Origin of the sequence: Cupriavidus gilardii, assembly GCF_017598945.1 — a bacterium.
GTDB lineage: Bacteria > Pseudomonadota > Gammaproteobacteria > Burkholderiales > Burkholderiaceae > Cupriavidus > Cupriavidus gilardii_E.
In genome coordinates this window covers 95,647-114,174 of sequence record NZ_JAGFTW010000056.1, presented here as the reverse complement: position 1 = coordinate 114,174, position 18,528 = coordinate 95,647, and the positions used below count along the sequence as shown (strand labels likewise).

19 protein-coding genes are annotated in these 18,528 nt (G+C 67.9%); 10 read left to right on the top strand and 9 right to left on the bottom strand.

Annotated elements, in window-relative coordinates; all coding sequences use genetic code 11:
* Positions 1 to 5: 5 nt before the first annotated feature.
* The 4 genes from J5T34_RS20630 (at position 6) to J5T34_RS20615 (ending at position 1,975) form a co-directional block, all read left to right on the top strand.
* Positions 6 to 446 (top strand): helix-turn-helix transcriptional regulator, encoded by a 441-nt coding sequence (locus J5T34_RS20630; RefSeq protein WP_208582536.1) that lies wholly within the window; start codon positions 6 to 8, stop codon positions 444 to 446.
* A gap of 74 nt (positions 447 to 520) precedes the next feature.
* Positions 521 to 931 carry a VOC family protein gene (locus J5T34_RS20625; protein WP_208582534.1) on the top strand — a complete coding sequence of 137 codons (411 nt, stop codon included), beginning with the start codon at positions 521 to 523 and terminating at the stop codon, positions 929 to 931.
* A gap of 67 nt (positions 932 to 998) precedes the next feature.
* Positions 999 to 1,187 (top strand): hypothetical protein, encoded by a 189-nt coding sequence (locus tag J5T34_RS20620; RefSeq protein ID WP_208582532.1) that lies wholly within the window; start codon positions 999 to 1,001, stop codon positions 1,185 to 1,187.
* Positions 1,160 to 1,975 (top strand): MetQ/NlpA family ABC transporter substrate-binding protein, encoded by an 816-nt coding sequence (locus J5T34_RS20615; protein ID WP_208582530.1) that lies wholly within the window; start codon positions 1,160 to 1,162, stop codon positions 1,973 to 1,975. Before J5T34_RS20620 ends, J5T34_RS20615 begins: the two co-directional genes overlap by 28 nt.
* Here J5T34_RS20615 and J5T34_RS20610 read toward each other — a convergent pair.
* The 6 genes from J5T34_RS20610 to J5T34_RS20585 all read right to left on the bottom strand — a co-directional run bounded on the left by J5T34_RS20610 (position 1,972) and on the right by J5T34_RS20585 (position 7,486).
* A complete protein-coding gene (locus tag J5T34_RS20610; RefSeq protein ID WP_208582528.1) occupies positions 1,972 to 2,718 on the bottom strand; it encodes an ABC transporter permease in 747 nt (248 codons plus the stop codon). The two genes, J5T34_RS20615 and J5T34_RS20610, sit on opposite strands and share 4 nt — an antisense overlap.
* Positions 2,719 to 2,729: 11 nt before the next feature.
* Entirely contained in the window at positions 2,730 to 3,920 is a 1,191-nt protein-coding gene (locus J5T34_RS20605; protein WP_208582526.1) for an ABC transporter substrate-binding protein, read from the bottom strand.
* Entirely contained in the window at positions 3,892 to 4,746 is an 855-nt protein-coding gene (locus tag J5T34_RS20600; protein WP_208582524.1) for an ABC transporter ATP-binding protein, read from the bottom strand. The genes J5T34_RS20605 and J5T34_RS20600 overlap by 29 nt, the downstream gene beginning before the upstream one ends.
* Entirely contained in the window at positions 4,743 to 5,873 is a 1,131-nt protein-coding gene (locus J5T34_RS20595; protein WP_208582522.1) for an acyl-CoA dehydrogenase family protein, read from the bottom strand. Before J5T34_RS20595 ends, J5T34_RS20600 begins: the two co-directional genes overlap by 4 nt.
* A gap of 20 nt (positions 5,874 to 5,893) precedes the next feature.
* Entirely contained in the window at positions 5,894 to 6,454 is a 561-nt protein-coding gene (locus J5T34_RS20590) for a carboxymuconolactone decarboxylase family protein (RefSeq protein WP_208582520.1), read from the bottom strand.
* Between the two features lie 114 nt (positions 6,455 to 6,568).
* A complete protein-coding gene (locus J5T34_RS20585; RefSeq protein WP_208582518.1) occupies positions 6,569 to 7,486 on the bottom strand; it encodes an AraC family transcriptional regulator in 918 nt (305 codons plus the stop codon).
* A gap of 348 nt (positions 7,487 to 7,834) precedes the next feature.
* On the opposite strand from J5T34_RS20585, the gene J5T34_RS20580 reads away from it, so the two are divergent.
* From J5T34_RS20580 to J5T34_RS20565, 4 genes are all read left to right on the top strand, one after another.
* Entirely contained in the window at positions 7,835 to 8,491 is a 657-nt protein-coding gene (locus J5T34_RS20580) for a (2Fe-2S)-binding protein (protein WP_244259108.1), read from the top strand.
* Positions 8,488 to 9,585, top strand: coding sequence for an FAD binding domain-containing protein (locus J5T34_RS20575; RefSeq protein ID WP_208582516.1), 1,098 nt, complete (start codon positions 8,488 to 8,490; stop codon positions 9,583 to 9,585). The genes J5T34_RS20580 and J5T34_RS20575 overlap by 4 nt, the downstream gene beginning before the upstream one ends.
* Positions 9,582 to 11,876, top strand: a complete 2,295-nt coding sequence (locus tag J5T34_RS20570; protein WP_208582514.1) for a xanthine dehydrogenase family protein molybdopterin-binding subunit — start codon at positions 9,582 to 9,584, stop codon at positions 11,874 to 11,876. The genes J5T34_RS20575 and J5T34_RS20570 overlap by 4 nt, the downstream gene beginning before the upstream one ends.
* Before the next feature lie 222 nt (positions 11,877 to 12,098).
* Positions 12,099 to 12,857: a MetQ/NlpA family ABC transporter substrate-binding protein gene (locus tag J5T34_RS20565; protein ID WP_432207692.1), complete on the top strand. Its 759-nt coding sequence runs from the start codon at positions 12,099 to 12,101 to the stop codon at positions 12,855 to 12,857.
* Between the two features lie 40 nt (positions 12,858 to 12,897).
* Here J5T34_RS20565 and J5T34_RS20560 read toward each other — a convergent pair whose 3' ends face one another.
* The gene (locus J5T34_RS20560; RefSeq protein WP_208582510.1) at positions 12,898 to 13,815 is read right to left on the bottom strand and encodes an EamA family transporter; all 918 of its coding nucleotides are present in this window, start codon (positions 13,813 to 13,815) and stop codon (positions 12,898 to 12,900) included.
* Positions 13,816 to 13,947: 132 nt separating this feature from the next.
* Between J5T34_RS20560 and J5T34_RS20555 the strand changes: the two genes are divergently transcribed.
* Positions 13,948 to 14,835 carry a LysR family transcriptional regulator gene (locus tag J5T34_RS20555; protein WP_208582508.1) on the top strand — a complete coding sequence of 296 codons (888 nt, stop codon included), beginning with the start codon at positions 13,948 to 13,950 and terminating at the stop codon, positions 14,833 to 14,835.
* Between the two features lie 39 nt (positions 14,836 to 14,874).
* On the opposite strand, the gene J5T34_RS20550 is transcribed toward J5T34_RS20555, so the two are convergent.
* Both J5T34_RS20550 and J5T34_RS20545 read right to left on the bottom strand, forming a co-directional pair.
* Entirely contained in the window at positions 14,875 to 15,738 is an 864-nt protein-coding gene (locus J5T34_RS20550; protein ID WP_208582506.1) for a tetratricopeptide repeat protein, read from the bottom strand.
* Positions 15,716 to 17,812, bottom strand: coding sequence for a bifunctional 2',3'-cyclic-nucleotide 2'-phosphodiesterase/3'-nucleotidase (locus J5T34_RS20545; protein ID WP_208582504.1), 2,097 nt, complete (start codon positions 17,810 to 17,812; stop codon positions 15,716 to 15,718). Before J5T34_RS20545 ends, J5T34_RS20550 begins: the two co-directional genes overlap by 23 nt.
* Positions 17,813 to 18,002: 190 nt before the next feature.
* Here J5T34_RS20545 and J5T34_RS20540 point away from each other — a divergent pair, with 190 nt between their 5' ends.
* Positions 18,003 to 18,524 (top strand): sigma-70 family RNA polymerase sigma factor, encoded by a 522-nt coding sequence (locus J5T34_RS20540; protein ID WP_208582501.1) that lies wholly within the window; start codon positions 18,003 to 18,005, stop codon positions 18,522 to 18,524.
* The last annotated feature ends 4 nt before the right edge of the window (positions 18,525 to 18,528 follow it).

Sequence of the window (18,528 nt, the reverse complement as noted above, 5' to 3'; positions counted from 1 at the left end):
GCCCGATGCCCGCCGCCACCCCAGACCCCGCCCTCCGTGACCTCGCCCGCCTGCGTCGCGTGCGCGACCGCATCGATCGCGACTACGCCGAGCCGCTCGACGTCGAGGCGCTCGCCCGGGGCGTCCACATGTCGGCAGGCCATTTGAGCCGACAGTTCCGACTGGCGTACGGAGAGTCCGTCTATTCCTACCTGATGACCCGCCGTATCGAGCGGGCGATGGCGTTGCTGCGCCGCGGCGATCTAAGCGTGACCGAAGTCTGCTTCGCGGTCGGCTGCTCGTCGCTGGGCACCTTCAGCACGCGCTTCGCCGAACTGGTCGGCGTCCCGCCCAGCATTTACCGGCGCGATTGCGCGGGCGAGGCGGAGGGCATCCCGTCCTGCATCGCCAGGCAGGTGACGCGACCGATCAGGAATCGAGAAGCGCAGGCGAAGGAGCCCGTCTAGACTGCCCGCCATGGCTTCGGACCACGCCGCGAGGGCGGCGGCCGGCGCCTGTTTGCCCACCACGGAGACTGAACTTGGACATCACCATTCACTCGACCTTCCTGCCCCATTCCGATCCGGAGGTCTCGCTGGCGTTCTATCGCGACGCGCTCGATTTCGAGGTCCGCAAGGACGTCGCCTTCGGCGACCATCGCTGGATCACCGTGGGCCCGAAGGGCAAGCCGGAGACCTCCATCGTGCTGTACCCGCCCAACGCCACGCCGGGCGTCACGGACCAGGAGAAGCGCACCATCGCCGAGATGATGGCCAAGGGGACCTTCGCGATGCTGCTGTTGGGAGCGAGGGACCTGGATGGTGTCTTTCAGCGTCTGCAGGCGCTGGACGTCGAGATCGTCCAGGAGCCGACCGACCAGCCGTATGGCGTGCGCGATTTCGGCGTGCGGGATCCCGCCGGGAACATGATCCGGGTTCAGCAGTTGAAGTGAGGCCGCAAAGCGCAGACGCGACGGCCATCTCCGCTGCGCTCGCCATATGCCTTGCCCGCATATGCGCATGACGATTCTCTACTTCGTTCCTCAAGCCGCGCTCCCTACAATGAGCCGGCTGTCCATGCGGCATCGGGCGCGGCCGACGTTGCGGAGCCTGCCGGCCCGCATCGTTTCCGGCCGCGACATGCCCATCAACAATAAAGGGAACTGGAACAAGGATTCGTCATGCAACGCCGTCACCTGTTCAGGCTGATCGCCGCCACCGCCATCGCCGCCATCGGCACCGGCACCACCGTCCCCGCCTTCGCTGCCGACCAGACCATCCGGCTCGGCACCATGAGCGGCCCGGACGCGCAGATCTGGGAGGTGGTGCGCACCGTCGCCAAGCGCAAAGGTCTGGACATCAAGATCATCGAATTCAACGACTATGCGCAGCCGAACGCCGCGCTGGACGCCGGCGACCTCGACGCCAACGGCTTCCAGCACCAGCCGTTCCTGGACAGCCAGATCCAGGCGCGCCGCTACAAGATCGTCAATGTCGGCCTGACCTACGTGGCGCCGATGGGCTTCTACTCGCGCAAGTTCAAGTCGCTGAAGGAGCTGCCGGAGGGCGCGAAGGTCGGCATCCAGAACGATCCGTCGAACGGCAATCGCGCGCTGAAGCTGCTGCAGTCGCAAGGCGTGCTGACGCTGAAGCCGGGCGCCGGCGAGAACGGCAAGAACGCCACGCCGCTCGACATCGCATCGAATCCGAAGAAGCTGAAGATCGTCGAACTCGATTCGGCGATCCTGCCGCGCTCGCTCGACGATCTGGCGGCCGCCGCCATCAATACCGACTATGCGGTCAAGGCCGGCCTCACGCCGACGCGCGATGCGATCGCGATCGAGGACCTCAAGGGCCCCTACGCCAACCTGATTGCCGTCCGCGCGCAGGACCGCAACAAGCCGTGGGTCAAGGACCTGGTCGCCTCGTACCAGTCGCAGGAGGTTCGCGACTTCCTCGCCAGGCAGTTCAAGGGAGCGATCCTGCCGGCCTTCTAACCGGGGCTCCACCAGCGAAGAAGGCGCCGTGCGGCACTATCGAGCAGCGTGCCCACGGCGCCGATCACGATCACGGTGGCCAGCAGCTCGGAGTACGCCAGACGGTCCCGCGTGTCGAGGATGAAATAGCCCAGGCCCGCATTGACGCCGAGCATCTCCGCCGGTACCAGCACGATCCACACCACGCCGATCGCCAGGCGCAGCCCCGTGAGGGCGTGGCCGACCACGCCGGGCAGGATCACCCGCATCAGCATTTCGGTGGGTGTCGCAGCGAGGCTGCGCGCCAGCATCAGCCAGCGCGCATCGAGCGAGCGAACGCCTGCGGCCGTGTTCAGCACGATCGGCCACACCCCGGCAAAGGCCAGCAGAAACAGCACCGAGCGATCGCCCACGCCGAAGACCATCACCACCACGGGCATCCACGACAGCGGCGAAATCATCCGCAGGAACTGGAATGCCGGCGACAAGGCGGTATCGACCGGCCGCGCCGCGCCCACCAGCAAGCCCATCGGTACGCCGGCGATCAGCGCCATGCCGAGCGCCGCCAGCACGCGCCGCAGGCTGACCCACAGATGAAGCAGGAAGTCCGGCTGCTGCAGCAGCAGCGCCAGACTGGCCAGCGTCGCCTGTGGGGTGAATCGCTGGGCCAGAACGCCGCCCTCTGCCGTGGCCGCCCACCACACCGCTCCGAGCACGGCCAGGCCGGTAAAGGCCAGCGGCACGGCGGCCGCGCGTTGTCTCATTCCCCGGGCGGTCACGCGACAATCTCTTCCTGCCGGGTAAATCCATCCGCGATGCCGAATGCCTTCAGGCCGCCGACCGCCGCGATGCTGTTGCGCACGAAGCGGTCGTCGACGAGTTCGCGCGCCGCGCGCTGCGGATCGAGCGATGCCAGGAAGCCGCTGTTGCCTTCGATCAGCGTGCCCTTGAGCCGGCGCACCAGCTCCTCGGTGTAGCTCGGGTACGGATACGGCTGGAAATCGATGCGCCTGTCGTTCCAGGCAGCATGGCGAATGGCACCGCTGGCGAGATAGCGGCCGCGCTCCGACGGATCGGGCGCCAGCACCTTGCGCAGCGCCTCCAGCGAATGCGGCGTATAGCGGTTCGGGCCATCCTTGGACAGCAGCTGCGCCGCCTCGGCGCGATGGTCCTGCGTCCAACGCTGCGCCTTGACCACGGCATTGACGACCTTCTGCGACCAGTCGGGCCGCCGATCCAGATCCTGCTGGTGCATGAACACCACGCAGCAGGCATGGTTGCGCCAGACGTCGCCGGTAAAGCGCAGGATCTTGCCGATACCCAGCGTTTCGGCCGCCGCGTTGAACGGCTCGGCGACGATATAGCCCTCGATCTGCCGCGATGCCAGCGCGGGCGGCATGTCGGATGGCGCCATGACGACCAGGTTGACCTCCTGCGCCGCAATGGCCCCGCTCTTGCGCGCAACCGGTGTCAGCCCCGCCTGCTTCAGCATCGCCTGCAGCACGACGTTATGAATCGAGTACCAGAACGGGATGGCGACGGTCTTGCCGCCGAGGTCGCGCAGCGTATTGACCTGCGGCGCCACCGTCAGGCCAGATCCGCCGACGTGATTCCAGGCCACGACCTTGGCCGGCACCTGGCTGCCGAAGCGTGCCCAGACGGTCATCGGCGACAGAAGATGCACCACGTTGACCTGGCCGGATATGAACGCCTCGACCAGTTGTGCCCAGCTGCGCAGCAACGTGGGCTTTTCCGCGCGAATGCCCTGCTGTTCGAAGTAGCCATTGCGGTGCGCCACCAGCAGCGGCGTGGCATCGGTGATCGGCAGATAGCCGATCCGCACTGGCGCATCGGGCTCCTGGGCCGCGCGCGCGTTCAGCGCGCTCAGCAGCGGCAGCGCACCGCCCGCCGTGAACAGCGCGGACAGCTTGAGCCATTCACGCCGCGACATCGGTAACTGGCACATGGCATTCCTCGTCGGTATCGGGATGGAGAGCAGTCGCCGCGCCGGGCGCGCGTCGACCGGAAAGCTGGCGGAGGTGCCGAACGATGTCGACGCGCATGCGGTCAACGGCGTCGAGGTCCGGTTCCTGCCCCAATGACCGGTCCAGTCGCCACACGTGCGCGATCGTCGCCGTCGTGCCTGCCCGGCCTCCCAACAGTACGATGCGGTCCGACAACAGCAGGGCCTCGTCGAGATCGTGCGTGATCAGCAGCGTCGCCGGCCGGTGCGTTTGCACGATGCCGCGCAACAACGCCTGCATGTCCGCGCGGGTGACCTCATCGAGCGCGCCGAACGGTTCATCGAGCAGCAGCACCTTGGGCTGCCGGGCCATGCAGCGCGCCAGGGCCACGCGCTGCGCCATGCCGCCGGACAACTGCGCGGGGTACAGATGGCGCGCGTGGGCGAGCCCCACCGCTTCGAGGGTCCGCCGAACGAGCGCCCGCCGTTCTGCGCGGCTGCGTGCGGGTTGCCGCCGGAAATCGAGTCCGAAGGCCGCGTTCTGGCCGACCGACAGCCATGGCAGCAGGCACGGATCCTGGAACGCCACGGCGATGCCCGGATCGACGCCGCGCAATGGCCGCCCATTCATCTCCACCACGCCCGCGGCGGCGGGCTGAAGCCCGGCCAGTACTCGCAGCAGACTCGACTTGCCGGCACCGCTCGGGCCGACCACGGACACGACCTCGCCGGCGTGCAGCGCCAGATCGACGTGTTCGAACACCGCCCGACCGGCGCGGCCGCCATAGGCCAGCGCCACATCGTGCGCACGCAGCACCGGAGCCGTCATGCCGCGTTCCGCTCGGCCCGAGCCAGTTCGGTGCGCAGCTGCACCAGGCTGGGCGTGACGATCGGCAGAAAGGCCGCCTCGCGCCAACGGCGCGGCAGGCCGTCGTGCCGGCCGTTCAGATAGCCGGCGCCGCCGCGCGCCTGCACTTCGAGCTGCACGGCCTGTGTCGCGATCTCGACCAGTTCGATGCGCAACGCAAACAGCCGGCGCGGTGCTGCCAGGAACGAGCCGTCGTCGACGCCGGCCAGCAACGCCTCCGACGCCTGCTGCAGCCGCGTATCGAGCGCGTCGATATCCGCGGCCAGCACCGAACGTCCGGCGCCTTCACGAGACCGTGCCGCCCGCAGGCTGGCGCGCGCCAGTCCCAGCGACAGGCCGCACTGCATGCCCAGGAATGCCGGCCGCACGCGCGGCAAATAGTCGTGGGCGTCGTCGTGCAGCAGCCACGCCGGGTCGGACACGGCGCCATCGAAACGCAAGGCAGCCGTATGGGTGCCACGCAGGCCGATCAAATCCAGATCGCCGCTGCGCTGCACGCCGGTCGCATTGGCCGGCATTGCCAGCACGGCCGGCCGCCCGGCTTCGGCATGCTCGACCGCAACCGCGACGATGAAATTGCCCGGCACGAGATTGGTCGCCCATGGCACGACGCCATCGACGGCGTAGCCGTCGCTCCTGCTGGCAATGCGCACCTGCAGCGACTCGATGCCGCCCAGGAACTTCATCGCATTGGACAGCCCAGTGGCGCCGGCCACGCTTCCCTCCAGCAGCGCCGGCAGCCAGGCCGCGCGCAGTGCGCGGTTGGGCGACACCAGCAGATATTCGATGCATACCCGCTGTGCCCACAGCACGAAGGCGGCCGCTTGCGAATGCGCGGCCACGTCGGCCACGGCGCGAATGGCGTCCGACGTGGGGCCGCCATTGCCCCCCTGCTCGACCGGTACGCCGGTGCGGAACAAACCGCAGGCGGCCAACCGGGAGAGCAGCTGGCCGCCGGCCATGGCGCCCTGCGGCCCGCCCTCGTCGAGCGCGGCGGCGTGTGCGTCCAGCCAGGCGGCGACGGCGGGCGCAAGCACGGAGCCGGGCGTGGATGGAGGGCGGCAGGAATGCGCGCGGGAAATGGTCATGGGCAAAGCGTCTCTACCGGTCAGAGCGTGGCAGGCGACCAGCGGTACGGCTCGAGCTCGGGATTCAGCGGGGACTGCGCCAGGTTGTTGGCGAAGTTGCACAGCGTGGCCAAACTCACGCCCAACACCACGTCCAGCGCCTGGGCGGGGTCGAACCCGGCCGCCACGAAGTCCTGCAGCGCCGAGTCGGCAACCGCGCCACGATCGCGGATCACGGCCCGCGTGAACGCCGCGAGTGCATCGAGCCGGCCGTCGCCAACCTGCGACCGGCTGCGCAGCGCTTCGACCTGCTCGGGGGAGAGCTTCGCCTTCTTGAGCGCGACCGCTGTATGCCCGGCCACGCAGAATGCGCACCCATGCGTGGATGCCGCGGTGAGCTGCACTACCTCGCGCTCGGCCAGCGTCAGCGAGCTGCGGCTGTTGATCTCCGATACGGTCAGATAGGTCTCGAGCGCGGCCGGTGCATTCGACAGCGCGGCGATCAGATTCGGCAGATAGCCGTTGTTGGCAATCGCGCGCTCGACGAAGGGACGGCTCGCCGCCGGTGCGGTGTCGAGGGTCTGCAGGGGAAGTCGGCTCATGGCAGGACAGGCATCAATCGAACATGCTGCAAGTCTGCGGTGCGAGACGTTGGCGCGCCATGCGCGTCCGTCGATATTTGCTGCTGTTTCGTCTCGATCCGGGCCGGCCGTCCCTCAAGCGGCATGCGCGGGGGCTTCCGCACGGCGCCGCCATGCCCCGGGCTGCATGCCGGTGGCCTTCTTGAACGCCTTGGCGAACGCCGCTTCGGAGCGATAGCCCACGCGCTCCGCCACCTGCGCGATGCTCGCGCGCTCATCGAACAGCCGGCAAGCGATCTTCATCCGCAGGACCAGCAGGAAGGCGGCCGGCGATTGACCGCAGGCCGCCGCAAAGCGCTTGCAGAAGGTCGCCCGCGACATGTGAACCTGGCTCGCCATCCGATCGAGCGACCACGGTCTTTCCGGATGCGCGATCAGGGCCAGCACCAGCGGCGAGAACTCGGCGCTGCGCAGCACCGGCCACAGGCCGGTCGCTACGCTGTCCGATTTCGCCATGTCGCGAATCACGTAGAAGAACAGCAGTTCCACCAGCCGTACCAGCAACGGCGAAGGCGCCGCCTCGCTCAGGCGAGCTTCCGCATGGATCAGGTCGAACAGCCGATGCGCGGCATGGCAAGCGCTGTCCGCGGCCGGCAGCACGACATAGTCCGGCAGCGGTGCGAGCAGGGTTTCGGCCAGGCCGCTACGGAACGCGAAGAAGCCGCATGCGAGCCCGGTGGCGCCGGGCTCCGGGTCGCCGAGCCGCTGCATGGCCGAGCCGGGCCGGCAGGCATCGGCATGCGCCGCGGAGCCGAGATGATGCGGCACGTCGCGCAGAAAGAACACCGCATCGCCGGCACGCAGGTGCACCGGCGAGTCCGTGCCCTGCACGTGCAGCCAGCAATCGCCATGCAGCACCACGTGATAGCCGGCGCGCGAGCGCCCCGCGATGGATGCCCGCCAGCTGCCGCAATACTGGCCGACGTGAAATACCGTCGTCTCGAGTTCGAGGCTGTCGAGCACCCAATGAATGATCTGGTCTGTCTGCTGCATGGTTGTCGGGGCCGGGCATGGCATGGCCATCCTGAATGGACGTCAAGGGTAATGGGGCCAGGCGTGCGGCGGAACGAACCAGTTCGCATGTCGATATGCGACTGGCGCGCGGCGCCGCCCTCTTGCCCTTGGCGCTTTTTACCAGCCGCTATGGTCAAGATTGCATCGCGGCGCCGTACGCTCGGGCCCGCATGCCGCTCGCGGATGTAGCACGACGCACGTTTTCTCCGATCTGGTGCCGCCCCGGCGGCTTCGAACCGCTGCCGCCGCATTGGCGCAGCCTTTGCGTGGGCGCCCAGAGTGCTCCGCTTCGGCCGGGGCCCTGATGGCGAACCATGGAGGACCGACATGCTGGCACCCGAGCCCAAACCGATCACCGGCTCCCCGGAACCGACGGCGCCCCGCACCCTGCCGCCGCGCCTGCCGGTCCGGCTTCGCATCAACGGCGCCGACTACACGCTGCACGTCGAGCCGTGGGTCACGCTGCTTGACCTGCTGCGCGAGCAGCTGGACCTGACCGGTACCAAGAAGGGTTGCGACCATGGCCAGTGCGGCGCCTGCACGATTCTTGCGGACGGCCGCCGCATCAACGCCTGCCTGGCGCTCGCCGTGGCCTACGACCAGGCCGACATCACGACCGTCGAAGGACTGGCCCGCCTGTCCGGCGACGAGCGCGGCCTGCATCCGCTGCAGCAGGCCTTCATCGAATGCGATGCCTTCCAGTGCGGCTATTGCACGCCCGGCCAGCTGTGCTCGGCCGCCGGGCTGATGAACGAAACGCCGCCGCGCAACGTGCCGGAGATCCGCGAACGGATGAGCGGCAATCTGTGCCGCTGCGGCGCGTATCCGCAGATCGTCGAGGCCGTGTCGCGCGTCGTGCTGGATGGCCGAGGCGCGCAGCCAGGCGAAGCGGCAGGCAGAGGCGAACGCCACGAGGCCACCGCTGCCGCAACGCCCGCATCGGAGCCATCGCAGCCATCGCAGCCCTCGGAGCCGACGCCATGAACCCGTTCCGCTATGAACGCGCCGATACCGTGCCCGCGGCGCTTGCGCTGCTGCATCAGGCCAGCGAGGACGCATCCGGCAATGCCACTGGACGTTGCCTGGCCGGCGGCACCAATCTGGTCGACCTGATGAAGGTCAACGTGATGCGGCCCATTGCGCTGGTCGACCTCGGGTTGCTGCCGCTGGCCGAGATCGAGGCCCAGCCCGACGGCAGCCTGCATCTGGGCGCCATGGCGCGCAATGCCGACACCGCCGAGCACCCGCTGGTGCGCGAGCGCTATCCGTTGCTGCGCGCCGCCATCCTGGCCGGGGCCTCGCCGCAGATCCGCAATATGGCAACCAACGGCGGCAATCTGCTGCAGCGCACGCGCTGCTACTACTTCTACGATGCTGGCGTGCCGTGCAACAAGCGCGCGCCGGGCACCGGCTGCCCGGCCGCAACCGGGCTGGCGCGCCAGCACGCCATCCTCGGCGCCAGCGAGCACTGCATTGCCACGCACCCTTCCGACATGTGCGTGGCGCTGGCCGCGCTGGACGCGACGGTCCATGTCGAATCGGTGAACGGCACGCGCGAGATTCCGTTCGGCGAATTCCATCGCCTGCCCGGGGACCGGCCCGATGTCGATACCACGCTGGCGCCGGACGAGATCATCACGCACCTGTCGCTGCCGCCGGCCGAGGCCTTCGCCGCCCACAGCTGTTATCTGAAGGTACGGGAGCGCGCCTCGTACGCCTTTGCGCTGGTGTCGGTGGCGGCGGCGCTCGATCTCGGGCCCGATGGCCGTATCCGCTCCGCCCGTTTGGCGCTGGGCGGCGTTGCCCACAAGCCCTGGCGCGACACCGAGGCCGAGGGCCTGCTGGCCGGCAAGCCGGCGGCCCCCGAAGCGTTCGCCGAAGCGGCCCGCTTCGTGCTGCGCGAAGCGCGCGCCTGGGGCGGTCCGGCGCTGCCGGAAAGCCTGCCGGAAGCCGGCCCCAACAACGGCTTCAAGATCCCACTGGCCGAGCGCGCCATCGTGCGCGCCCTGGAAATGGCGGCGGCCGGCATCCTGACCAACACCGGTCAGGATGCGTACCGCGAGGAGACACTGGCATGACCAAGACCGTGCTCGAACCGATCGACGAGAATCAGCAGCCGGTGGCGGTGCCCGGCTCCGGCCAATGTGCGATCGGCACGCCGACGCCCCGCGTCGACGGCGTCGCCAAGGTAACCGGCCACGCGCGCTATGCGGCCGAGCATCCGGCGCCGGACCTGGCCTATGGCGTGGTGGTCAACAGCACCGTTGCGCGAGGCCGCATCGTGTCGATCGATGCAAGCCGGGCCTTGGCGGTGCCGGGCGTGCTCGACGTGATCACGCATCAAAACCGCCCCAAGGTCCGGTCGCTGCGGCTGTTCTACAAGGACATGACGGCCCCGGCCGGCTCGCCGTTCCGGCCGCTGTATGACGACGAGATCCACTACAGCGGCCAGCCGGTGGCGCTGGTCGTCGCCGAGACCTTCGAGCTGGCGCGCTACGCCGCGATGCTGGTGCAGGTGGAGTACGACGCCGCGCCGCACGAGACCGATCTGTTGGCGAATCGGCAGCACAGCCACGAGCCCTCATCGCTGAAAGCCGGCTATTCGCCGCCGCCCAAGCCCAAGGGCGACGCCGACGCGGCCTTCGAGGCCGCGCCGTTCAAGATCGATGCCGAGTATTACGCCGGGGTCGAGCACCACAACCCGATGGAGATGCACGCCAGCACCGTGATCCGCGACAGCCGCGGCCATCTGCTGATCCACGACAAGACCCAGGGCTCGCAGAACTGCCGATGGATGGTGTCGCGCGTGTTCGGCCTGCCCAGGCGCAAGGTGGTGGTACGCAACCAGTTCGTCGGCGGCGCCTTCGGGTCGGGCCTGCGTCCCCAATATCAGCTGCTGATCGCCGTGATGGCGGCGCTCAAGCTGCAGCGTTCGGTGCGCGTGGTGTTGACGCGCCAGCAGATGTTCACCTTCGGGCATCGCCCGGAGACCTGGCAGCGCGTCCGGCTCGCCGCGGACACCGACGGCCGGCTGAAGGCCGTCATCCACGAGGTCGCGGCCGAGACCTCGCGGCACGAGGACTATGTCGAGGTAGTGGCGAACTGGTCCGGCCAGCTCTACGCGAGCGAGAGCGTGCGGCTGGAATACCGGCTGGTCGATCTGGACCATTACACGCCGATGGACATGCGCGCTCCCGGCGCGGCCCACGGGGTGCATGCGCTCGAGGTCGCGATGGACGAGCTGTCGTACGCGGTCGGCATGGACCCCCTGGCGCTGCGGCTGGCCAACTACGCCGAGCGCGACGGCAACAAGGGCCTGCCCTTCTCCACCAAGTCGCTGCGCGAATGCTACGACGAAGGGGCCCGGCGCTTCGGCTGGGACAGGCGGCCGCTGCAGCCGCGTTCGATGCGGGACGGCCATGAACTGATCGGCTGGGGCATGGCCACCGGCACCTGGGACGCGATGCAGATGGCCGCGCGCGCCAGCGCCACGCTGCATGCGGACGGCACGCTGGAAGTCGCCAGCGCGGCCAGCGACATCGGCACCGGCACCTATACCGTGATGACGCAGATCGCCGCGTCGGCGATGGGCCTGCCGCTCGACCGCGTGGTGTTCCGGCTGGGCGATTCGGAGTTGCCGTTCGCCCCGATCGAAGGCGGCTCCTCGCATGTGGCAACGGTCGGCTCGGCCGTCGATGGCGCCTGCGAGCGGCTGCAGCGCCAGCTGTGGCGACTGGCCCGGGGCCTGCGCAACAGCGGCTTCCAGGGCTGCGGCTTCGAACAGGTGGCGTTTCGGGACGGCACGATCTGCCTGCGCGCCGATCCCGCCGTGGCCATGCCGCTGACGGCGCTGCTGTCGTCCCAGGGCAAGGCGCAGCTGGGCGTGCGGTACTTGCTGGTGCCCAACCTGGCCGAACAGAAGAAAACCGTGCGCGCGGTGCATTCCGCGGTGTTCTGCGAGGTGCGCGTCGACGAGGCGCTGGGCCTGGTGCGGGTGATGCGCGTGGTCAGCGCGGTGGCGGCCGGCCGCATCGTCAATCCGCTGACCGCGCGCAGCCAGGTGATCGGCGGCGTGGTCTGGGGCATCAGCCAGGCGCTGCACGAGGAGACCCATGCCGACCATGCGCTGGGCCGCTTCATGAACCATGACATCGCCGAATACCACGTTGCGGCCAACGCCGACATCCGCGATATCGATGTCGTCTTCATCGAAGAGGACGATCGCATCGTCAGCCGCATTGGCGCCAAGGGCGTCGGCGAGATCGGCATCGTCGGCGTGGCGGCCGCCATCAGCAACGCGATCTTCCATGCCACCGGCAGGCGCCTGCGGACGACGCCGATGACGCCGGACAAGGTGATGGCGCGGTAAGCCGCCCCCGAATCGGATCCGCCGCCGCGCATATGCCTTTGCCGCATATGCGCATGACAATTTGCAGCTTCGCTCCCGTCTCGCCCGTTCCTACAATGGGCCGGCAAGTTGCGCGGCGCATCGGCGCCGCGCCGGAACAGAAACGAGAACCAACGGGAGAATTCGATGCGAGTCGCAAGCCGAGTCCGGATACTGGCCACCCTGCTGCTGGCCTTCGGCGCCATGCAGTCCGTCAGCGCGGCGGACCCTGACAAGAAGGAAATCCGCTTCGGTGCGACCGCCGGCCCCTATGCCGACCAGATCCGCTACGGCATCAAGCCGGTCCTGGAAAAGCAGGGCTACAAGGTGACGATCGTCGAATTCAGCGACTACGTGCAGCCGAACCTGGCGCTCGCCGATGGCGCGCTCGATGCCAATGCCTTCCAGCATTCGGTCTACCTGAAGACGTTCTCGACCGACCGCAAGCTGCAGTTGTCGGAGGTGGTGCAGGTGCCGACGGCGCCGATCGGCATTTACAGCCGCAAGCACAAGGCGCTGAGCGAGGTGAAACCGGGCGCCACCGTCTCGCTGCCGAACGACCCGACCAATCTGGCGCGGGCCATCGCGATCCTGCAGCAGATCCGCTGGGTCACGCTCAAGCCCGGCACGGACGCCGTGCGCGCCTCGGAACGGGACATTGCCGGCAATCCGCACAGGCTGAAGCTGGTGCAGCTCGAAGCCGCCCAACTGCCCCGCTCGCTCGACGATGTCGACTATGCCTTCGTCAATGGCAATTTCGCGCTGGCCTCCGGCCTGAAGCTGACGTCGGCGCTGGCGCTGGAAAAGATCCCCGACTACTACATGAACCTTGTCGCCGTCAAAACGCGCGACCTGAACAAGCCCTTCGTTGCCGATATCCGGGACGCCTACCGTTCGGCCTCGTTCAAGGCCGTGACGCAGCAGCGCTTTGCGGGCTTCGTCGTCCCCGACTATCAGAAGTAGAAGTCGGAACTGGACAATCGGGGCGCCCACCCGGCAACGCCTATCGCAGGCGCCCCGCGCTCGCCCGGCCGCGTGGTGACAGCAGCGGCCTGATCACGATCGCCATCAGCGCCAGCCAGATCAGCGCGAGCGCGGTCACCGTATTGGCCGACACCGGCTGCCGGTAGACCAACGTCGCGACCACGAACTGCGTGGTAGGCAGAACGAACTGCAGCAGGCCGCTCATCGACAGCGACAGATGGTTGGCCGCATACGAGAACAACATCAGCGGGATCGCGGACACCAGCCCGGCCATGGCCAGCGCGGCCAGATGCAGCGTCGACATGTCGGCCGGCAAGGCCAGCGTCATGTCCGAGAACATCAGGGCCAGTCCGCAGCCGATCGTCAGGAACACGGTCTCCATCAGCAGGCCGCTGACCGCGTCCAGCGGCGTGAACTTCTTCAGGCACGCATAGCCGCCCCAGCTGATCGCAGCCGCCAGATACAGCCCGTGGTGCAGTTCGCCGCTGCGCAATAGCAGCAGCGCGATCGCCGCCGCGATCACCAGCAGCGCCGCTGCGACGACCTTGTCCACCTTCTCGCGAAAGACGATCAGCCCGACCGCGATCGAGATGCACGGCGCCGTCAGATAACCCAGACCGGTTTCGACGACATGGCCGTGAATCGAACTCCAGATGAAGATGCCCCAGTTCACCACCACCAGGGACGACGCGGCCACATGCAGGGCGAGGACGCGTGGCGCGAGCTTGTTGCGCAGTGCGCGCAACCGCCCCGTCAGCCACAGGATGGCCAGCAGCGTGGCCAGTGAAATCAGGATGCGGTAGCTGACCAGGGTGGTCGGCGCGATGCTGGCCAGCAGGCGCCAGTACAGCGACGATGCGCCAAAGATGACATTGGCGGAAACGCCGGCCACGGCCGCGGCCATGCCGTTCGGGATTCCGGGACGCGATAGGGTCATGCGGGCAAGCCTCGTCGACAGGTTGAAGCGTCTTGCGCCAGCCGCGAGCGCAAGTCCTTTACCGACACTGTAGGGGTGTCCCTCCATCGCGTAAAATGAATTGTCCAGAACGGATCATTCGGAGAAATCGATATGCTGGAATTGTCGGACCTGAAGACGTTCGCCGCCGTCGTGCAGGCGGGCGGGATCAACAAGGCGGCGGAATCCCTGCATCGGGCGCAATCGAGCATCACCGTCCGCATCCAGCAGCTGGAGGAGAAGCTCGGCGTGACGCTGTTCCGCCGCGATGGACGCAAGCTGGAACTGTCGCCGGCGGGCAAGGTGCTGATGGACTATGCGGAGCGGCTGCTCGATCTGGCCGACGAAGCGGCCGAGGCGACCCGCAACGATCGGCCCAGCGGTGCGCTGCGGCTCGGCGCGATGGAAAGCACGGCGGCGGTGCGCCTGCCCCAGCCGCTCGGCCTGTTCCACGAGATGTATCCGGACGTGGCGCTGGAACTGTCTTCCGGCGACCCGGCGGAGCTGGCCGAGCTGGTCATCCGCGGCAGGCTCGACGCGGCGCTGACCACCGATCCGGTGTCGGACAAGCGCTTGAACGCGATGCCGATCTACGAGGAGGAGCTGGTCATCGTTGCCGCGGCCGACCATCCGCTCATTGCGTCGCCCAGAGACATTCCCTCGAAGACGATCCTGGCGTTTCCGCGCGGCTGTCCGCATCGCCGGTGCCTGGAGGACTGGTTCGCCCGCTCGCGGACCACGCCGCGGCGCGTCGTCGAAGTCGGCTCCTACCACCTGATCCTCGGCTGCGTGGCGGTCGGCATGGGCGTCGCGCTGGTCCCGCGCAGCATCGTCGGCATCTATAGCGAGCGGGCCCGCCTGAGCCTTCATCCGCTGCCCGCCAAATCGGGCCGCATGGTCACGCGGCTGATCTGGCGCAAGGATGCCGGCGAGGCGAATATCCAGGCGCTGTCGCGTGTGCTGCTCAAATGCAGGGCGATGCCGGCGGTGGGCCGGGGATAGCACCGCCGCGATCCCGGCCCGGCACCCCGCGCCTGCCGGTCAGGGCTTCAGCGCCGGATGCTTGAGCGCGTGCGCCGTCTCGACCAGATGGAAGCGGAAGTTGCGTTCGTCCCGATCCAGCCCCAGTTCGCCATCGCGGTAGGCCATCGCCAGCGCCTGGATCGATTCGGGATGCTCGCGTTCGGCGGCCGCCTCGTACCATGCCACCGCCTTTGCTTCGTCGCGCGCCACACCACTGCCGTCGCGATAGGCATTGGCCAGCATGAACATGGCCTGCGGCACCCCGCCCTCGGCCGCCACCGTGAACCAGCGCGCCGCGTCGACCGGGTTCGGCTCGGCGCCGTAACCGCCGCGATGCAGCAAGCCGAGGTAGTAGGCGGCACCGACATGGCCGGCCTGCGCGGCAACCGGCAGATGCCGCCATGCCGCGGCGTAGTCGGGCTTCTGCAGCACGGCAGCGCCGGCGAGGCGAGCCCCGCCGAGGTCGGTCGGACTGCCGAGGAAAGCGGCCTTGCCGAGCACGAAATGGGCACGCGCATCGCCCTTCTCCGCCGCACGATGCAGCCACGCACGGGCCTGTTCGCGCTGGGCCGCGTCAGGGCGCGACCACAGCGTTTCCCCCAGCGCGGTCTGCGCGGCTACCTCGCCGCGCTCTGCCGCGGCGTGCAGCGCAGCGAGCGCGGCCGGGTCCCCGGCCGCCGTGGCCAGCGTCTGCCATTGGACGAGCTGCGTGCGGCGGGCTTCGTCCTGATGTGCAACCTGATGGCGCCAGACCGCTGCACCGCCGACGCAGGCCGCGGCCAGCAGGACCGCCGCCGTTGCGATCACCGGCATCGGATGCAGGCGGCGCCAGGCGAACGGCTTGCCCGTCGCGAGCGAATCAGCTGTTGAGATCGATCGCATATTTGGACAGGTTCTTGCCGGAGCCGTCGTCGGCGCTCTCCAGCGTGATATTGGTCAAGCCGGCCGCCTGCGCTTGCGGCAACTGTCCCGGCGCGGAACTGAACACCACCTTGCCGGCGGTCGCCACCTTGGTGAAGCGCCAGCTGCGCGCCGAACCGTTGGCGGCGCGCGTGATGGTGCCGATCTTCTTGATGTAGGAGATCAGCACGTCGCGGTTGGCATCGGGCGAGGCATAGACCGTCTTGCTGCCGTCGAGGCCCGGGAAGTTGCCGCCGCCGCTGGCCCGATAGTTGTTGGTCGCGACGATGAACTGCTGGCTCGCAGTCACCGGCGCGCCGAGATAGGTCAGGTTCCTGATGCGGCTGCCGACGGGCTGCGTCACGTCGATTTCGTAGCGCAGGTCCGGGGTGGTGAACATGTCGAAGTTGTAGCCCGGGAAGCTGCCGATCAGCTGCTGTTCCGTGGCGGCCGTGGTGCTGATCTGGTTGAAGCGCCGGGCCGCCGTTTCGAGCCAGGCCTTCAGTTCGTCGCCGTTGACCTTCACCGCGTAGACCGTGTTGGGATACAGATAGAGATCGGCCGCGTTGTTGATCGCGACATTGCCGGCCTGCACATCGGTGTAGTCGCTGCCCCCGCCAAACCCGCTCTTGAACGGCGCCGACACCGACAGCACCGGCAGCGCGGCCAGATCCGGCAGGTTGGCCGCGATGTAGTCCTTGACGTAGGCGGCCTGCGCCTGATTGACGATCTGGATCGCGCCGGGATCGCCCACATCGGCGAAGTAGCTGCTCATGCGGTAATCGGTGGTGCCGATCGGCGTCTTGACGTAGGCGATGGTGGCCTGGTGCTCGGCCTCGATCGCGGCGGCGACGCTGGGGTCGGCCTCGACATAGGCCTTGTCCGCCTTCTGGATCGAGCGCGCCTGCACGGTGGTCGCCGTCTTGTCGACCGTCCAGCGGGTGCCGTCATGGGCCAGCTCCAGCTTGATGACGCCCAGGTGCTTGCCCCAGTAATTGGCCATCACCGTCGGCACGCCATTGACCAGACCCTTGGCCTTGTCGACGCCGGGCAGATCGAACTGCGCCGCGGTGCTGTTGGCGTCGGGGAAGATCTGGTGCGAATGCCCGATCAGCATGGCGTCGACGCCCGGCACCCTGGACAGATGCCAGCTGGCGTTCTCCATGGTCGGCGAGTAAGGCGAGCCATCCAGGCCGCCGTGCGAGATCACCACCACCAGGTCGGCGCCTTTCGCGCGCATTTCCGGGATGTATTGCTCGGCGGCTTCCCTGGCGCCTACCGTGTAGACCTTGCCGTCGAGCCAGCGCTTGTCCCACGTCATGATGGCCGGCGGCGCGAAGCCGATGATGCCGATTTTGACCGGCGCGGTGACCGTCTTGCCGTCGGGCGTGGCGGCGCTCAGCTGTTTGGTGATGATCGTATAGGGCTGGAACAGCGGGGCCTTGGTCTTGACGCTGTAGACATTGGCCAGCACCTGCGGGAACGTCGGCCCGGCGCAGGCGGTCTGCGCGGCCGGCTCGGGCAGACCGTCGACATCGAAGCGGCTGCCGGTGACCTGATTCAGGAACGGCAGACCGTAATTGAACTCGTGGTTGCCGATGCCGCCGCCATCGAACTTCGCGGCGTTCATCACCTTGTACATCGCCAGCGTGTCGCTGCAGGGCAGCGGATTGACCTGGGCCTGGTAGTCGGCCAGTGCGGTCCCCTGGATGGTGTCGCCGTTGTCCAGCAGCAGCGTGTTGGGGAATTCCGCGCGCGCCTGCTTGATCAGCGTGGATACGCGCTCGAAGCCCATGGTCTGGTCTTCGGCCAGCTTGAAATAGTCGTAGCTGCGCACGTTGCTGTGCAGATCGGCGGTTTCCAGCAAGGCGAGCGTGGCCTTGGTGCCGGGCGCGACCGCGCCCGATGGCCCGCCCGGCCCCGGGTTGCCGCCGCCGTCGTCATCGGAACCGCAGGCAGCCAGCACGGCAACCGTCGCCAGGGCCGCCAGCCTGGACAACGTGAATCGGAGTGGGGACACGGGTCTGCTCCTTTGCTGGGGGGAGAAGCCGAACATTGTCGAGGGCGACTGTGGCGGCGGCATGGCAGAAATGTGGCAGCCGCCTTCGCTGTCCCGCCCGCCTTGACAGATTTTGTTTAACTCTGTTATTAATAATGATTACTATTTACATCCTTTCGCATTCTGCTTCGGCATGCCGGCCTCCGCCCCACCGGAGCGGCAGCCGAGCGGATCCACCTGCTGGAACATGAGTACGCCGGGCTGCCTTCAACCTTCGAGCATCGAGTCGCTGTATTGCGACCACCATCTATGGCTCAAGGGATGGCTGCATCGGCGTCTGGGCAGCGCGGAGCAGGCCGGCGACCTGGCCCACGACACCTTCGTCCGGCTGCTCAACAGCGAGCGCGTGCCGAACCGGCTGGACGAGCCGCGCGCCTACCTGACCACCGTCGCACAGCGGCTGGTGTCCAACCACTGGCGCCGGGAAAAGCTCGAACGCGCCTATCTGGAAGCCCTCGCGCAGACGCCCTGCCCCGTCGAGCTGTCGCCGGAGGAGCGGGCGATCCTGCTCGAGACGCTGTTCGAGCTCGACTGCCTGCTCGATGGTTTGCCGACGATCGTCAAGGAGGCCTTCCTGCTGTCGCAGCTCGATGGCCTGACCCATGCCCAGGTCGCCGGCACGCTTGGCATTTCGATCCCGACGGTCAAGCGCTATATCGTCAAGGCGCTGCAGCGATGCTTCTTCGCCGACCTCTCCTTCGTGGGATGACATC

Excerpts from the sequence above, each read along its gene's own strand:
- J5T34_RS20590 (WP_208582520.1), bottom strand. The coding sequence starts at position 6,454 with ATGAGCCGACTTCCCCTGCAGACCCTCGACACCGCACCGGCGGCGAGC.
- J5T34_RS20630 (WP_208582536.1), top strand. The coding sequence starts at position 6 with ATGCCCGCCGCCACCCCAGACCCCGCCCTCCGTGACCTCGCCCGCCTG.
- J5T34_RS20555 (WP_208582508.1), top strand. The coding sequence starts at position 13,948 with ATGCTGGAATTGTCGGACCTGAAGACGTTCGCCGCCGTCGTGCAGGCG.
- J5T34_RS20620 (WP_208582532.1), top strand. The coding sequence starts at position 999 with ATGACGATTCTCTACTTCGTTCCTCAAGCCGCGCTCCCTACAATGAGC.
- J5T34_RS20595 (WP_208582522.1), bottom strand. The coding sequence starts at position 5,873 with ATGACCATTTCCCGCGCGCATTCCTGCCGCCCTCCATCCACGCCCGGC.
- J5T34_RS20600 (WP_208582524.1), bottom strand. The coding sequence starts at position 4,746 with ATGACGGCTCCGGTGCTGCGTGCGCACGATGTGGCGCTGGCCTATGGC.
- J5T34_RS20545 (WP_208582504.1), bottom strand. The coding sequence starts at position 17,812 with ATGTTCGGCTTCTCCCCCCAGCAAAGGAGCAGACCCGTGTCCCCACTC.
- J5T34_RS20575 (WP_208582516.1), top strand. The coding sequence starts at position 8,488 with ATGAACCCGTTCCGCTATGAACGCGCCGATACCGTGCCCGCGGCGCTT.
- J5T34_RS20605 (WP_208582526.1), bottom strand. The coding sequence starts at position 3,920 with ATGTGCCAGTTACCGATGTCGCGGCGTGAATGGCTCAAGCTGTCCGCG.
- J5T34_RS20615 (WP_208582530.1), top strand. The coding sequence starts at position 1,160 with ATGCAACGCCGTCACCTGTTCAGGCTGATCGCCGCCACCGCCATCGCC.
- J5T34_RS20560 (WP_208582510.1), bottom strand. The coding sequence starts at position 13,815 with ATGACCCTATCGCGTCCCGGAATCCCGAACGGCATGGCCGCGGCCGTG.
- J5T34_RS20570 (WP_208582514.1), top strand. The coding sequence starts at position 9,582 with ATGACCAAGACCGTGCTCGAACCGATCGACGAGAATCAGCAGCCGGTG.
- J5T34_RS20540 (WP_208582501.1), top strand. The coding sequence starts at position 18,003 with ATGAGTACGCCGGGCTGCCTTCAACCTTCGAGCATCGAGTCGCTGTAT.
- J5T34_RS20585 (WP_208582518.1), bottom strand. The coding sequence starts at position 7,486 with ATGCAGCAGACAGACCAGATCATTCATTGGGTGCTCGACAGCCTCGAA.
- J5T34_RS20565 (WP_432207692.1), top strand. The coding sequence starts at position 12,099 with ATGCAGTCCGTCAGCGCGGCGGACCCTGACAAGAAGGAAATCCGCTTC.
- J5T34_RS20550 (WP_208582506.1), bottom strand. The coding sequence starts at position 15,738 with ATGCGATCGATCTCAACAGCTGATTCGCTCGCGACGGGCAAGCCGTTC.
- J5T34_RS20610 (WP_208582528.1), bottom strand. The coding sequence starts at position 2,718 with ATGAGACAACGCGCGGCCGCCGTGCCGCTGGCCTTTACCGGCCTGGCC.
- J5T34_RS20580 (WP_244259108.1), top strand. The coding sequence starts at position 7,835 with ATGCTGGCACCCGAGCCCAAACCGATCACCGGCTCCCCGGAACCGACG.